Origin of the sequence: Martinezella rhizogenes, from assembly GCF_027460065.1 — a bacterium.
In the GTDB taxonomy this organism is placed as follows: Bacteria; Pseudomonadota; Alphaproteobacteria; order Rhizobiales; family Rhizobiaceae; genus Agrobacterium; species Agrobacterium rhizogenes_C.
Genome location: NZ_JAPYZZ010000018.1, coordinates 65,239 through 78,826 on the forward strand (window position 1 = coordinate 65,239; position 13,588 = coordinate 78,826).

16 protein-coding genes and 1 tRNA gene are annotated in these 13,588 nt (G+C 59.0%); 5 read left to right on the plus strand and 12 right to left on the minus strand.

Features of this window, described 5'->3' with window-relative positions; translation table 11 throughout:
• The first annotated feature begins 3 nt into the window (after positions 1-3).
• Positions 4-80: transfer RNA gene (locus tag O8B93_RS22540), tRNA-Arg, on the plus strand.
• Positions 81-133: 53 nt separating this feature from the next.
• Here the strand turns inward: O8B93_RS22540 and O8B93_RS22545 are convergent.
• The 3 genes from O8B93_RS22545 to O8B93_RS22555 all read right to left on the minus strand — a co-directional run bounded on the left by O8B93_RS22545 (position 134) and on the right by O8B93_RS22555 (position 1,332).
• Positions 134-352, minus strand: coding sequence for a hypothetical protein (locus O8B93_RS22545; protein WP_269712117.1), 219 nt, complete (start codon positions 350-352; stop codon positions 134-136).
• 120 nt (positions 353-472) lie between these two features.
• On the minus strand, positions 473-985 hold the full coding sequence (locus tag O8B93_RS22550; RefSeq protein WP_269712118.1) for a GNAT family N-acetyltransferase: 513 nt from the start codon (positions 983-985) through the stop codon (positions 473-475).
• Between the two features lie 191 nt (positions 986-1,176).
• Positions 1,177-1,332, minus strand: a complete 156-nt coding sequence (locus O8B93_RS22555) for a hypothetical protein (protein ID WP_269712119.1) — start codon at positions 1,330-1,332, stop codon at positions 1,177-1,179.
• A gap of 237 nt (positions 1,333-1,569) precedes the next feature.
• Between O8B93_RS22555 and O8B93_RS22560 the strand changes: the two genes are divergently transcribed.
• From O8B93_RS22560 to O8B93_RS22570, 3 genes are read left to right on the plus strand one after another with little or no spacing between them, the layout of a single operon-like run.
• Entirely contained in the window at positions 1,570-2,868 is a 1,299-nt protein-coding gene (locus O8B93_RS22560) for an efflux RND transporter periplasmic adaptor subunit (protein WP_269712120.1), read from the plus strand.
• A 14-nt stretch (positions 2,869-2,882) separates the two neighbouring features.
• Positions 2,883-3,602, plus strand: a complete 720-nt coding sequence (locus O8B93_RS22565; RefSeq protein ID WP_269712121.1) for an ABC transporter ATP-binding protein — start codon at positions 2,883-2,885, stop codon at positions 3,600-3,602.
• On the plus strand, positions 3,592-4,800 hold the full coding sequence (locus tag O8B93_RS22570) for an ABC transporter permease (protein ID WP_269712122.1): 1,209 nt from the start codon (positions 3,592-3,594) through the stop codon (positions 4,798-4,800). The genes O8B93_RS22565 and O8B93_RS22570 overlap by 11 nt, the downstream gene beginning before the upstream one ends.
• Before the next feature lie 59 nt (positions 4,801-4,859).
• Here the strand turns inward: O8B93_RS22570 and O8B93_RS22575 are convergent, their stop codons facing one another.
• Complete coding sequence (locus tag O8B93_RS22575; RefSeq protein ID WP_269712123.1) at positions 4,860-5,378, minus strand: DUF6714 family protein; 519 nt, start codon at positions 5,376-5,378, stop codon at positions 4,860-4,862.
• Positions 5,347-5,580, minus strand: a complete 234-nt coding sequence (locus O8B93_RS22580; protein ID WP_080856478.1) for a hypothetical protein — start codon at positions 5,578-5,580, stop codon at positions 5,347-5,349. The genes O8B93_RS22575 and O8B93_RS22580 overlap by 32 nt, the downstream gene beginning before the upstream one ends.
• A gap of 174 nt (positions 5,581-5,754) precedes the next feature.
• Here O8B93_RS22580 and O8B93_RS22585 point away from each other — a divergent pair, with 174 nt between their 5' ends.
• The gene (locus O8B93_RS22585) at positions 5,755-6,030 is read left to right on the plus strand and encodes a hypothetical protein (protein WP_269712124.1); all 276 of its coding nucleotides are present in this window, start codon (positions 5,755-5,757) and stop codon (positions 6,028-6,030) included.
• Between the two features lie 216 nt (positions 6,031-6,246).
• On the opposite strand, the gene sufA is transcribed toward O8B93_RS22585, so the two are convergent.
• The 7 genes from sufA to O8B93_RS22620 all read right to left on the minus strand — a co-directional run bounded on the left by sufA (position 6,247) and on the right by O8B93_RS22620 (position 13,478).
• The gene (gene sufA, locus O8B93_RS22590; RefSeq protein ID WP_269712125.1) at positions 6,247-6,636 is read right to left on the minus strand and encodes a Fe-S cluster assembly scaffold SufA; all 390 of its coding nucleotides are present in this window, start codon (positions 6,634-6,636) and stop codon (positions 6,247-6,249) included.
• Between the two features lie 111 nt (positions 6,637-6,747).
• Positions 6,748-7,131: an SUF system Fe-S cluster assembly protein gene (locus O8B93_RS22595; RefSeq protein ID WP_269712126.1), complete on the minus strand. Its 384-nt coding sequence runs from the start codon at positions 7,129-7,131 to the stop codon at positions 6,748-6,750.
• Positions 7,132-7,169: 38 nt separating this feature from the next.
• Complete coding sequence (locus O8B93_RS22600; RefSeq protein WP_269712127.1) at positions 7,170-8,420, minus strand: cysteine desulfurase; 1,251 nt, start codon at positions 8,418-8,420, stop codon at positions 7,170-7,172.
• Complete coding sequence (gene sufD / locus O8B93_RS22605; RefSeq protein WP_269712128.1) at positions 8,413-9,684, minus strand: Fe-S cluster assembly protein SufD; 1,272 nt, start codon at positions 9,682-9,684, stop codon at positions 8,413-8,415. The genes O8B93_RS22600 and sufD overlap by 8 nt, the downstream gene beginning before the upstream one ends.
• A gap of 24 nt (positions 9,685-9,708) precedes the next feature.
• Complete coding sequence (sufC, locus tag O8B93_RS22610; RefSeq protein WP_003522658.1) at positions 9,709-10,464, minus strand: Fe-S cluster assembly ATPase SufC; 756 nt, start codon at positions 10,462-10,464, stop codon at positions 9,709-9,711.
• Positions 10,465-10,639: 175 nt separating this feature from the next.
• Positions 10,640-12,109: a Fe-S cluster assembly protein SufB gene (sufB, locus tag O8B93_RS22615; protein ID WP_006698793.1), complete on the minus strand. Its 1,470-nt coding sequence runs from the start codon at positions 12,107-12,109 to the stop codon at positions 10,640-10,642.
• Between the two features lie 199 nt (positions 12,110-12,308).
• On the minus strand, positions 12,309-13,478 hold the full coding sequence (locus O8B93_RS22620) for a cysteine desulfurase family protein (RefSeq protein ID WP_269712129.1): 1,170 nt from the start codon (positions 13,476-13,478) through the stop codon (positions 12,309-12,311).
• Positions 13,479-13,588: the final 110 nt, after the last annotated feature.

The window sequence follows — 13,588 nt, forward strand, 5'->3', positions numbered from 1 at the left end:
GACGGCCCCTTAGCTCAACTGGATAGAGCAACTGCCTTCTAAGCAGTAGGTCGCAGGTTCGAGTCCTGCAGGGGTCGCCACCGCTTCTCACATTGTCAATAAAAGACTGGCCGGATCAGGTTGCAATACGCGATCAGTCTGCGTTTGCATCGCGGTTGTTTTTCATCTTTCTCCATTTCAAGAGATAACCGAAACCCGGTCCGATCAGCATGCCGCCGATAACCCACTCGACCAGGGTCAAGGGTCGCTCATCCGGATCGTGACCAGTCACGTAGAGAAAGAGAAAAAACGCGACCACGCCGCCGATCAGGAGCGTGACCGGAAAAAACACACTGTCGCGAAAACCTTTCATACATTCCACTCCCTTGGCCGTGTTGATAAAGGTATTGGGTATGATTCCGTTGGCAAACGGTTTTTACAGCGGCGACGGCAAGTTATCGATTGAGCAGTATTGCGCCACTAGCAGTCATTGTCACGCGACTGGGAGCAGCCTTTGAAACAAGAGACGGTTTCTCTCAGGGAGGTGACGCGCAAACGCGAAACCAGCTTTATCTAAGATCCTCTGCGACCCCATGTTATCCGGATGGGCCATTGCCCAAACCTCTGGAAGCTCGAGCTGGTTATCTGCGAAACTCAATGCCGCGCTGACGAGCTCGGAGGCATATCCCATCCCCCAAGCTTCGGGGCGGAAATAATATCCAACCTCGAAATTCCAACCGGGATCAAATGGGTCTTCGTACAAACCGCCCCAGCCAACAATCCGGCCGTTGTCACGACGTAAAACCACCCATGGGGCACAGCCATCATGGCGTCTTCGCCATTCATGGACCATTATCCTTCTCTGACATTCTCTTAACGTTTTATCGCAATGGGTATGCTGCATCGCCACCGGGTCTCCAAGGAACTCGAATAGCTCCGGAATGTCCGCATAGCGGGGTGGACGTAGGATCAAACGTTCAGTTTCCAGCACGATCTCGAATTCCACATGTGTTCACACGATAGCCAAACAAACATCCGCGCTAAGGAGCATCGGTCAACTGATTTCGTTACTTTTGTCCGCTTCGGGCCAATAGCCGTCATCAGACTCAGCCGCTGCGCCCCACCCGCTTTAGCCAATTTGCATACTCGCACCTTCCATTCCGCCCCAAGCAAGAGCGCCAACGCCGGCCCTTCGCCCTACCCCTGCCCCATCAACGTGAAGTAACCCCAAGCCGCCACAAAAAACGCGATGACGGCCGCAATCGCCAGCGCCTTCTTCGCTTTCGGCCCGAGCGGTTCGCGCGGCTTTTTCGGCGGCACCGGTTTGCGGAACTTCACCACATTGTCGTTCATTTCATCATCGTCCTGAATGTCACTGCTGAAACCTTAGCCCTCTCTGTGGCATCGGTCTTTCCAATGCTTATCTCTAGCAGACCAGAACTATCATAAATATTACCAAGTTTTCACTTCACCCTTGAGGCAAGCTATGTCACTTCCCACAATCAGAGGAATACACAGCGACAGGCGGATGGACAAACCGCGGAACGGAAACAACCCTCTGTGGTATTTTGAATTTTGCGAGTGACGAGAATGAATGACGCCAACGGCAATGGCCGCGATACACCAGACAGCCAGCCCGATCTGCGTGAGATTCTGGGAACGAACAGAAACGGCAGGAAGAAGAAATCGCGTCGGTTTCTCTATATCGCGGCAGCCATTGTGCTGATTGGCGGCGGCCTTGGCTATTATTACCAGTCACGCGCAGCGGGTGTGGCTTACAACTACACTACGGAACCCGCGCGTCAGGGCGATCTCTCCGTCATCGTCACCTCCACCGGCTCGGTGCAGCCGACGGATCAGGTCGATATATCGAGCGAATTGTCCGGTACCGTGCGCAAGGTCAACGTCACCTATAACACCCCCGTGAAAGCCGGAGACGTTCTGGCGGAGCTGGATACCAACAAGCTGGAGGCCGACGTGCAGAGCGCCCGCGCCAAGCTTGCTTCCGCCAAGGCCAATGTGCTGAAGGCGCGCGCCGATCTCGGCTCGGCAAAGACATCCATGGAACGCCTGCGGTCGCTGGTGCAAAACCGTGTGTCCAGCCAGCAGGATCTGGATGCGGCGCAGTTCACCCACGATGCTGCGGCTGCAACGCTGCAGGTCAACGAGGCAACCGTGCTTTCGGCGGAAGCGGATCTGCGGCTCGCCGAGGTCAATCTCGGCAAGGCCAAGATCGTCTCGCCCATCGATGGCGTCATCCTCACCCGCAGCGTTGATCCGGGCGCCACCGTCGCCTCCTCGCTGAATGCTCCGGTGTTGTTCACCATCGCCGGCGATCTGCGTCATATGGAATTGCAGGTCTCGGTGGATGAGGCCGATGTCGGCAAGGTCGAGACCGGGCAGAAGGCCACGTTCAATGTCGATGCCTATCCCGACCGCAGCTTCCCGGCCGAGATCGAAACCGTGCGTTTCGCCTCCGAAACCGTATCCAATGTGGTGACCTACAAGGGCATATTGACTGTCGATAATGCGGAACTGCTGCTGCGCCCCGGCATGACGGCAACGGCCAATATCATCGTCGAGGAAATCAAGGACACGCTGCTGGTGCCGAATTCGGCGCTTCGTTATACGCCGCCGCGCGAATCCGCCTCGCGTAGTGGCGGGTTGATGAGCCTGTTCCGCCCGCCCCGCATGGGCCGCTCGCAGAACCGCGATGCCGGCCAGGCCGCGCAAGGCAAAAGAACGGTCTGGGTGCTGCGCGACAACAATCCGGTGTCCGTCGCCATCGAAACCGGTTCCACTGACGGCCAGCACACCGTGGTCAAATCGGGCGAACTGAAAGCCGATGATCTGGTGATTACCGACGCTACGGCCCGCAACGCCGGCTGACGGAGGAAGAGCTGATGCAAAAGCCGCCGCTCATCGAATTCCGCAACGTCGTCAAGCAATATGGCCGCGACGAAGCAACCATTCGCGCGCTCGATGGCGTCAGCCTGTCGATCCACGAGAAGGAATTCGTCGCCATCATGGGGCCATCAGGCTCGGGCAAATCCACCTCGATGAACATCATCGGCTGTCTGGATGTACCCACGGCTGGCGAATATCTGTTTCAGGGCGTACCGACCAGCGGCTTCGACAATGAGCACCTGACGCTGCTGCGCCGCCACATGCTGGGTTTCGTGTTTCAGGGCTTCAATCTTCTGTCACGCACTTCGGCGGTGGAAAATGTCGAGCTGCCGCTGGTCTATCGTGGCATGAAGGCCTCGGAACGGCGCGCCCGTGCCATGGAGGCGTTGGCTCAGGTGGGGCTGAAGGGCCGTGAGGATCACACGACGCAGGAGCTTTCCGGCGGTCAGCAGCAGCGCGTGGCCATTGCGCGGGCCATTGTCACCCGCCCTGCCCTGTTGCTGGCCGACGAGCCGACCGGTAACCTCGACACGAAGACCAGCAACGAGATCATGGACCTCATCACCGCGCTCAATCGCGACCGGGGCATCACGGTCGTCATGGTCACGCATGAAGAGGATATCGCCGCCCATGCGGGGCGTCTGCTGCGCTTCGTTGACGGCCACCTCGCTTCCGATAGCGCCGCGGAAAAAAAGGAGAGCTCCGATGTTCTTTGAAACGTCGCGTCTGGCGCTGCGCGCCATCAGCCGCAACCTTTTGCGCTCCTTTCTCACCGTGCTCGGCGTCGTCATCGGCGTGGCCGCCGTCATTGCCATGGTCACCATCGGCAACGGCACCACGGAACAGGTGAAATCGGAACTGTCGCGGCTCGGCACCAACATGCTGTTCGTCCGTCCGGGCCAGTTCGGCCCCGGCCGCGCCAGCACCGAGGCGAAACGTTTCGATGACCGCGATGTCGAGGCCATCCGCAACCAGATAACGGGCATCCGCGCCGTCGCGCCGCAGAACCGCAGCTCCGCGGCGACCGTCATTTTCGGCGGCAAGAACCACCAGACCAGCGTCATCGGCACCACCAATGATTATCTGATCGCGCAGGACTGGACCATCGCGCTCGGCCGCGATTTCCAGCCTGCAGAAGATCGCGGCGGCCAGATCGGCTGCATCATCGGCGAAACGGTGCGGCAGGAACTGTTCGGCGCGGAAAACCCGGTGGGACAGACAATCCGTGTCAGCAACATCTCCTGCCCCGTCATCGGCGTGCTCGCCCGAAAAGGCCAGTCCGGCCTCGGCGACGATCAGGACGACACCATCATCATGCCGCTGAAAATCCACCAGCGGCGCATCGGCGGCACCACCACCATTTCCTCCATCATGGTCTCGGCGCAGGATGGCGTTTCCACCGCCAAGGTGCAAAGCGACCTGCAGAACCTGCTGCGCGAGCGCCGCCGCATCGGCATCGGCCGCGAGGATGATTTCACCGTCAACGACATGACGCAGATCGCCTCGGCCATGACCGGCACAACGACGCTGCTGACCGGGCTTCTCGGCGCGGTCGCAGCCGTCAGCCTTCTGGTCGGCGGCATTGGCATCATGAACATCATGCTGGTCTCGGTGACGGAACGCACCCGCGAAATCGGCATTCGCCTTGCTATCGGGGCGCTGGAAAAACAGGTGCTGACGCAGTTTCTGGTGGAAGCCGTCATGCTGTCGGCCTTCGGTGGCCTCGTCGGCATATTGACCGGCCTCGGCCTTGCCTATGCCGTCGTCGGTTATCTCAACGTGCCCTTCGTCACCAGCCCGTCGATCATCTTCCTTGCCTTTGCCTTTTCGGCGGCCATCGGCGTGATTTTCGGCTATTTCCCGGCGCGGCGGGCGGCGAGTTTAAGCCCGATCGAAGCATTACGACATGAATGAAAGCCGGCGTTCAAACCGCAACCGGCTTTGTCTCTTCCCTGCAATTGACCCGATCCGCTTTAGTCGCTCACCGGGCAGCGTGCACTATCCACCCACTCTTCGAGCGCGCGCTCTATATCGTCCTGATAGGACGGCAGGTTTTCCTTCTCACTGATGGCGCGGAGATACATTTCCACGGCATTCCGTTGCAACGGGGTCAGTAAGGCTGACATCCGCGCAAATAGGGTGCGAATTCGTGCCTGTAGTCGCCATCGAGATCGGCGATCATGTAGGCGGGCAGATGAAATCTGCACTCCTTCAGCATCAAGGAAGGCGGGGCTGCCGGAATGTCTGTTGAGGTCCTTCAGCGGGATCGCGGACCAATAACTCTTCTCATCGCCAGCACGACATGCGGCGCGAACCTCATTGCTCGCATAATCATCAAGCGCCTGCGCCTCGGAGAGGCCGACGCCGCCATCCAGTGTAACACCCGCGAATGCCTCTCGCACCGCGGCTTTCGCATTCGCAATATTATCGGGTTGCGACCTCATCAAATCGTCTGCACGTTCAATGATGGGCTCCCCCACTCCCGTCACCATGCGCTGTCGGCCAGTCTCCACCCTCGGTCCGTTCGAGCGGGGGGCTGTTCAACGCGTCACCCTTGGATGCCGCAGATCCCTTTATCTCCTCCCAGTAAAACGCAAGGCAAACAATACCGGCAATCAGCGTCAGGCCAGCCACGACGCTGGCGACGATCAGCCCTATCGTCCAGATATCAATCGAGGCGCTACTGATGTCCATCCCGCTTCACTCCCCACGATCAATCCCGCCGGCGGTCCGAAACGCCTTCCAGCATGGTCGGCAGGCGGTTCCGCCCTCCCGCCAAACCTCGCAGAATATCCGATATCCTCGCTGATCTTGCGTCAGTGCGTCAATCGGATAGGCTCGCCTTCAAGTTTACCGGATGGAGTTTGGATGTTCAAATCGGTATCGGACAGCGCCGCTGCCGCAGACGGCGGTTCGCTCGCCCTCTTCGTCGAACGGATTGACGGACAGACGGAGCTGTTTGTGATCAATCGCTCCCTCGCGTCACGCGGGACGCCCGACTACAACAAGATCACTTCGAGCCTTCGGCCGCTTGCCAAGGAGGATTGCGCAATGATCGCGGCAGCTCTCGAGCCGCTGTTGACAACGACACCATCGATTCATCCGCTGGCGGATTTTATCGATACGCTGAAACAGCAATCATGACTCTTCGAAAGCTGATTTGCGCGGGGCGCAGTCTGCGGAAAAGAATCTGAAACCTCTCCTCCGTCATCCTCGGGCTTGACCCGAGGATCTACAAACATTTCAAGCGATTTGACGGGGATGGATCCTCGGGTCAAGCCCGAGGATGACGTCGCGTTTGTGGGAACGCTGTGTGCATAAAAAAGGTCTGTCTCTCCACCGCAGAGATAGCGTAACCAATCAAACGCTGGCCTCTGCCTCGCGCTGCTTCGCCAGCGCCGCCAGATCGGCAGGCTTCAGCTCAACCGATTCACCGCAGCCGCAGGCGGATGTCTGGTTCGGATTGTTGAAGGTGAAGCCGGAGCGCATCTTGGTCACTTCGAAATCCATCTGGGTGCCGAGCAGATAAAGCACGGCGGATGGCTGAACCCAGACCTTCGCACCGTCGAATTCAACCAGATCGTCCTTCGCATCCGCTTCGATCACGAGGTCGATGGTATATTCCATGCCCGCGCAGCCACCCTTCTTGATGCCGACGCGCACGCCCTTCGCATCTGGGCCGGAATTTTCAACGATTGCTTTAACGCGCGAGGCGGCAGCCCCGGTCATGGTCATGATCGCAAAGCCCATGGGCTTAATTCTCCTTCGACAATCGAGTTCAAGGCTCGATGCTTATGGAATTCAATTTAAGTGCGTCCGACAATGTCATCAAGGGATGACGTCAGTCAAATCACGTCAATCTCAATACCAGCCGACGGCGACCTGCGCCTCTTCCGACATGCGCTCCGGCGTCCACGGCGGATCGAAGGTCATTGACACGTCGACACCTGATACGCCCTCGACCGCACCGACGGCGTTTTCCACCCAGCCCGGCATTTCGCCAGCCACCGGGCAGCCCGGCGCGGTCAGCGTCATGACGATCTTGACCATCCGGTCGTCCTCGATGTCGATCTTGTAGATGAGACCGAGTTCGAAAATATCGGCCGGAATTTCTGGGTCATAGACAGTTTTCAGCGCCGCGATCACGTCATCGCTGATACGCGCCAGCTCGTCCGGCGGAATGGTCGAGACCTTTTCCGCAGTTTCGGTAACATCCTGTGTCTTTGCAGTGGCTTCGGCAGTCATGGTCTTAAACCTCAATCCTGATCTCTCAAATCCCGATATCAGGCAAAAAATTTGCGCGCATATTCCAGCGCCTCGACAAGAGAGTCTACTTCGGCGCGGGTATTGTAAAGGCCGAACGATGCCCGGCATGTGGAGGTGACGCCGAACCGTTTCAAGAGCGGCATAGCGCAATGGGTGCCGGCCCGCACGGCAACGCCGCGCCGGTCGATCACCATCGAGACGTCGTGGGCATGGATGCCCTCAAGCTCGAAGGAGAAGATGCCGCCCTTGTCAGGCGCATTGCCGATGATGCGCAGCGAATTGATTTCGCGCAGGCGCTCCGCGGCGTAAGCGGCAAGATCGGCCTCGTGAGCAGCAATCGCGGCACGGCCGAGATTGTCCATGTAATCAAGCGCGTAACCGAGGCCGATTGCCTGCACGATGGGTGGTGTGCCAGCTTCGAAGCGGTGCGGCGGCTCGTTATAGGTGACATTGTCTTCCGAAACGTCGAGGATCATCTCGCCGCCGCCCTGGAACGGCCGCATCTCGCGCAGGCGATCGGTCTTGCCATAGAGCACGCCGATGCCCGAGGGACCGTAAAGCTTGTGGCCGGTCATGACATACCAGTCGCAATCGATATCGCGCACATCGACCGGCATGTGAACAGCGCCCTGCGAACCATCGATCAATACCGGAATGCCGCGCTCATGGGCAATGCGGCAGATTTCCTTGACCGGCACGATGGTGCCGAGCGCATTCGACATATGGGTGATGGCAACGAGCTTGGTGCGCTCCGTCAGGCTCTTTTCGAAAGCCTCGATGTGGAACGCGCCGTCATCATCGACAGGCACCCAGACAAGCTTCGCACCCTGCCGCTCGCGGATGAAATGCCACGGCACGATATTGGAATGATGCTCCATGATCGAGATGACGATCTCGTCGCCCTCGCCGATCTTGGGCATGCCGTAACCATAGGCAACCGTATTGATCGCCTCGGTGGATGATTTGGTAAAGACGATCTCGTCCACCGAACCGGCATTGAGGAACCGGCGCACCTTTTCGCGCGCCGCCTCATAGGCGTCGGTTGCGGCATTGGAGAGGAAATGCAGGCCGCGATGCACATTGGCGTATTCGTTCGCATAAGCATGCGAAACGGCGTCGATCACCACCTGCGGTTTTTGAGCGGACGCGCCGTTGTCGAGATAGACCAGCGGCTTGCCATAGACCTCGCGCGACAGGATCGGGAAATCCCGGCGCACGGCTTCGATGTCATAAGGGGCCGCCACTGCGGCGCGTTCGCTCTCAGGCATGATGTTCCAGCCAGCCGGAGATGATCGTCTCCAGCGCCTCTACCAGATTTTCTTCTTCCAGTTCCTCGACGATCTCGGCGACGAAGGCGTTGACGAGCATCGCCCGCGCCTTTGCCCGCGGCACGCCGCGCGCCATCAGGTAATAGAGATGGTTGTCGCTGATATCGGCAACCGTCGCACCATGGCCGCACTGAACGTCATCCGCGAAGATTTCCAGTTCCGGCTTTGCCGAGAACTCGCCATCGTCAGACATCAGCAGCGTATTGCAGGCCATCTTCGCATCGGTTTTCTGGGCATCGGGCGCCACCCGGATCATGCCCTGGAAAATGCCCTTGGCACGGTCGAACACCACGTTGCGGAACACTTCCGTCGAGGTCGTGTTCGGCACGTTGTGGCCAAGAACCATCGTCACGTCGGTATGCGTTTCGCCACCCAAAAGGTTGACGCCGCGAACGATGAGATCCGTGCCCTCGCCTTCCACGTCGATGCGCAGTTCCTGCCGCACCAGCTTGCCGCCGGCATTGACAATGAACAGGCGAATCTTGGCATCCGCACCGATTTTCATGCGCAGCTGGGCAAGATGGATATCGGCTGCACCCTGCTGCTGCAGGATGATCCAGGTCACTTCCGCGCCGTCTTCAACGACGATGTCGGTAACGGAGGAAACAAGGGCTGCATCCGAAGTCACCGAAAGGTGACGCTCGATGACGGTTGCCTTGGAACCCTTGCCGAAAAGAACCGGGAAGCGGCTGTGAACCTGGCCTGCGCCATGGACTGCCTGTAATTCTATCGGCTTTTCGATATCGGCATCGGCCGGAATGTCGAGCACCAGACCATCACGCACGAAGCTGCCGTTGATGCGGCCGATCGCGTCATCCTTGCTGGCTTCCGCAAGGCCTGCGGCCGCGGAACCGTCAGCCAGGCTCTCGGCGAAGCGCGACACACGGATGTCTTCGATCTTGCCGACATCGGCCGTGCCGTGCTGCATATAGGCAACCAGAGAGCCGGCAACCGTCGGCGCCTGCTTCTCGATAACAGGCGCGGGCCGGTCTTCCGGAACGGCACGCAGCAGGCTTTTCAGATCGGTATAGTGCCACGCCTCGATGCGGCGGGTCGGAAGACCGCCGGTCTTGAGATCATCGAACAGCACGTCACGGGCAGCGACAACGGCGCCGTCACCGGGCAATTCGCTGAACTTGGCGGTATAGGCATCGACCAGCGCGGTTTCCGCTGGCGTCAGCCGGTTGGTAGCTTGAATGTTCATGGACATCACCTCCTGGCCTCTGACTTAGGCCGCTTCACCGATGATGTCGGCGTAACCGTTGTTTTCCAGTTCCAGCGCCAAGGCCTTGTCACCCGAGCGGATGATCTTGCCCTTGTAAAGAACGTGGACGCTATCAGGCACGATGTAGTCGAGCAGGCGCTGATAGTGGGTGATGACCACGGTGGCGCGATCCGGCGACTTCAGCGCGTTGACGCCGTCAGCAACGATCTTCAGGGCGTCGATATCGAGACCGCTATCGGTTTCGTCGAGCACGCAGAGTTTCGGCTCCAACAGCGCCATCTGCAGGATTTCGGCGCGCTTCTTCTCACCACCGGAGAAGCCGACGTTCAGCGGACGCTTCAGCATCTCCATGTCGATCTTCAGATCGCCGGCCGCTTCCTTGACGCGGCGAATGAAGTCCGGCGTCGTCAGTTCGGACTCGCCGCGCGCCTTGCGCTGCTCGTTCATCGCAACCTTCAGGAACTGCATGGTGGCGACACCGGGAATTTCAACCGGGTACTGGAAGGCAAGGAAGATGCCCTTGGCCGCACGCTCGGCAGCATCCAGTTCCAGAATGCTTTCGCCGTTGTAAAGAATGTCACCGGAGGTGACTTCATAATCTTCGCGGCCCGACAGGATGTAGGACAGCGTCGACTTGCCGGAACCGTTCGGCCCCATGATGGCGGCAACCTCACCGGCAGCAACCTTCAGGTTGAGACCCTTGATGATCTCGGTTTCGGTATCGGCGATCTTTGCGTGCAGGTCGATGATTTCAAGCATGGTTTTGTTCCTGTTCATGGTGCGGTTTCAAGGACCGCCTCGTGCGCCCCGTCAGGGCTTGTCTCAAATCTCTCATCCGTCATCCTCGGGCTTGACCCGAGGATCCAGGAAGTGGGTTGTCTCCGCTCAGGCAATGGATCCTCGGGTCAAGCCCGAGGATGACGCCGAGCAAGAGTTAACCGACCGAACCTTCCAGCGAAATGCCGATCAGCTTCTGCGCTTCCACGGCAAATTCCATCGGCAATTCCTGAATGACTTCCTTGACGAAGCCGTTGACGATCAGCGCAATGGCCGCTTCTTCCGGGATGCCGCGCTGCAGGCAATAAAACAGCTGGTCTTCGGAAATCTTCGACGTCGTCGCCTCATGCTCGAAATGAGCGGAGGAATTCTTCGCCTCGATATAGGGCACGGTATGCGCGCCGCACTTGTCGCCGATCAGCAGACTGTCGCACTGCGTGAAGTTGCGGGTGTTGGTCGCCTTGCGGTGGGCCGAAACCTGGCCGCGATAGACGTTTTCCGAAAAGCCGGCGGCAATGCCCTTGGCGATGATGCGGCTCGACGTGTTCTTGCCGAGATGGATCATCTTGGTGCCACTATCGATCTGCTGGTGGCCGTTGGAGACCGCGATCGAATAGAATTCGCCACGGCTGTCATCACCGCGCAGAATACAGGACGGGTATTTCCAGGTAATGGCCGATCCGGTTTCCACCTGCGTCCACGAAATCTTCGAACGGTTGCCACGGCAATCGCCGCGCTTGGTCACGAAGTTGTAGATGCCGCCCTTGCCTTCCTTGTCGCCCGGATACCAGTTCTGGACGGTGGAATATTTGATTTCGGCATCATCAAGCGCCACGAGTTCAACCACGGCGGCGTGAAGCTGGTTCTCGTCGCGCTGGGGAGCGGTACAGCCTTCCAGATAGGAGACGTATGCACCTTCTTCGGCGATGATCAGCGTGCGCTCGAACTGGCCGGTGTTCTTTTCGTTGATGCGGAAATAGGTGGAAAGCTCCATCGGGCAGCGAACACCCTTCGGCACGAACACGAAGGAACCGTCGGTAAAGACAGCGGAGTTCAGCGTCGCGTAGAAATTGTCCGTCGTCGGAACGACCGAGCCGAGATATTTCTTCACCAGCTCCGGATGCTCGCGCACGGCTTCCGAAATCGACATGAAGATGACGCCGGCTTTGGCCAGTTCCGCCTTGAAGGTGGTGACCACGGAGACGCTGTCGAACACGGCATCCACCGCCACCTGGCGCTTTTCAACGCCGGCGAGGATTTCCTGTTCCTTCAGCGGAATGCCGAGCTTTTCATAGACCTTCAGAAGCTCGGGATCGACTTCATCGAGCGACTTCGGGCCGGGCGTGCTTTTCGGCGCCGCGTAATAATAAAGATCGTTGAAGTCGATCTTAGGGTAGCTGACGCGCGCCCAGGTCGGCTCTTCCATCGTCAGCCAGCGCTTGTAAGCCTCAAGACGCCATTCCAGCATCCATTCCGGCTCCTGCTTCTTGGCCGAGATGAAACGGATCACCTCTTCCGAAAGGCCCTTCGGGGCCTTGTCGACTTCGATGTTTGTCTCGAAGCCGTATTTATACTGGTCCACATCGATCTGGCGTACCTGATCGATCGTTTCCTGAACCGCTGCCATGTCGTTCTCCAATCTCGCCGGAGCCAAGGTCCGGTGGCTTGTCAACGTATCAAGGCGGAAAGCCGCCTTATTCATCTTCGGGCAAATCGTTCCGAGCCGTCAGCCGGGGCGGAGCTTATACCCATGTAGGTGCGGGATGGCGCTTTTCACACATCCCGGCAAGCGGAAAATTGCTATTCCGCAATTCTTTGCCGCATTTTCAAGCGGCCTGACCGGAAAGCTTGCGCCGCCCGGCAATTTTCGTGAACGCCGCAATCGTCCTGTCTATGTCCGCCTCGTCAGTCGCATGGCCAAGCGAAATCCTGAGCGCGCCGAGCTTGGGATCCTGCCCCATCGCCGTCAGCACATGGCTTTCCCCAACCTTGCCGGAAGAGCAGGCCGAACCGGCAGAGAGCGCAATGCCTTCTATATCGAAGGCGATCTGTCCCGTTTCCGCTTTGAGCCCCGGCAGGGTGAAGAAGGTCGTATTGCCCACACGGGCAACATCCGCACCATGGATGATGACATCAGGCGCATTGACCCGCATGCCGTTCTCGAGCTTCGTCCGCAGTGCGCCAAGACGCGCCGCTTCGTCCGTCAGCCTCTCGGCCGCCACGGCTGCGGCGGCACCAAAACCCATGACCGACAGGGTATTTTCCGTGCCGGAACGATGTCCCTTTTCCTGCCCGCCGCCATGGATCAGCGGCTTCGGCATCATCACCTCACCGCGCGAGATGAGAGCGCCGGCACCCTTGGGACCACCGAGCTTGTGGGACGAGAGAACGAGGAAATCCGCATCGAGCGCATTGATATCGAGCGGAACGCGGCCCGCTGCCTGAACCGCATCAACCACCATCAACCCGCCCGCCGCGTGCACGAGCCGCGCGGCTTCCGCCACCGGCTGGAGAATGCCGGTCTCATTATTGACCAGCATGCAGGCGACCATCGGCAGGCCGGTGGACTTGTCGTGCGACGACAGCAACGCCTCAAGCGCAGCAAGATCGATGACACCCGCTGACGTAACGGGAACTTCCGTAACGTCAGCCTTATCGAACCGGCCGCCTTCCCGGAAAGCGGGATGCTCGATGGCGGACACATACAGGCGACCATAACGCACAGGCGCACGCCCCATTTTGAAGTCCGGTGTCAGAACCAGATTGGCCGCTTCGGTCGCACCGCTGGTGAAGGTGACATGGGATGCCTGCGCGCCTGCAAGGGCGGCGACGTCACGGCGGGCAGCCTCCACGGCGGCGCGGGCAGCACGCCCTTCCCGGTGCACGGAAGACGGATTGCCGGCGAGATCAAGCGCGGACACAAGGATATCACGCACGGCGGGCAGAAGCGGCGCCGTGGCGTTCCAGTCCATATATGTGCGCGTTAAACCCGTCATAGCGGAAAAGCTTCGCTCAATCTTATATGCGCCAAAACGCATTTTTCTTGAAATTACAGTTGCGCTTGCCTTATGACACGACCCGAGTGCTTGAGCACACGCAAAGTTTC

Coding starts and splice junctions, on each gene's coding strand:
- sufB (WP_006698793.1), bottom strand. CDS start 12,109: ATGGCAGCGGTTCAGGAAACGATCGATCAGGTACGCCAGATCGATGTG.
- O8B93_RS22545 (WP_269712117.1), bottom strand. CDS start 352: ATGAAAGGTTTTCGCGACAGTGTGTTTTTTCCGGTCACGCTCCTGATC.
- sufA (WP_269712125.1), bottom strand. CDS start 6,636: ATGGGCTTTGCGATCATGACCATGACCGGGGCTGCCGCCTCGCGCGTT.
- O8B93_RS22560 (WP_269712120.1), top strand. CDS start 1,570: ATGAATGACGCCAACGGCAATGGCCGCGATACACCAGACAGCCAGCCC.
- O8B93_RS22585 (WP_269712124.1), top strand. CDS start 5,755: ATGTTCAAATCGGTATCGGACAGCGCCGCTGCCGCAGACGGCGGTTCG.
- O8B93_RS22595 (WP_269712126.1), bottom strand. CDS start 7,131: ATGACTGCCGAAGCCACTGCAAAGACACAGGATGTTACCGAAACTGCG.
- O8B93_RS22600 (WP_269712127.1), bottom strand. CDS start 8,420: ATGCCTGAGAGCGAACGCGCCGCAGTGGCGGCCCCTTATGACATCGAA.
- sufC (WP_003522658.1), bottom strand. CDS start 10,464: ATGCTTGAAATCATCGACCTGCACGCAAAGATCGCCGATACCGAAACC.
- O8B93_RS22555 (WP_269712119.1), bottom strand. CDS start 1,332: ATGAACGACAATGTGGTGAAGTTCCGCAAACCGGTGCCGCCGAAAAAG.
- O8B93_RS22575 (WP_269712123.1), bottom strand. CDS start 5,378: ATGGTGACGGGAGTGGGGGAGCCCATCATTGAACGTGCAGACGATTTG.
- O8B93_RS22570 (WP_269712122.1), top strand. CDS start 3,592: ATGTTCTTTGAAACGTCGCGTCTGGCGCTGCGCGCCATCAGCCGCAAC.
- O8B93_RS22580 (WP_080856478.1), bottom strand. CDS start 5,580: ATGGACATCAGTAGCGCCTCGATTGATATCTGGACGATAGGGCTGATC.
- O8B93_RS22565 (WP_269712121.1), top strand. CDS start 2,883: ATGCAAAAGCCGCCGCTCATCGAATTCCGCAACGTCGTCAAGCAATAT.
- sufD (WP_269712128.1), bottom strand. CDS start 9,684: ATGAACATTCAAGCTACCAACCGGCTGACGCCAGCGGAAACCGCGCTG.
- O8B93_RS22620 (WP_269712129.1), bottom strand. CDS start 13,478: ATGACGGGTTTAACGCGCACATATATGGACTGGAACGCCACGGCGCCG.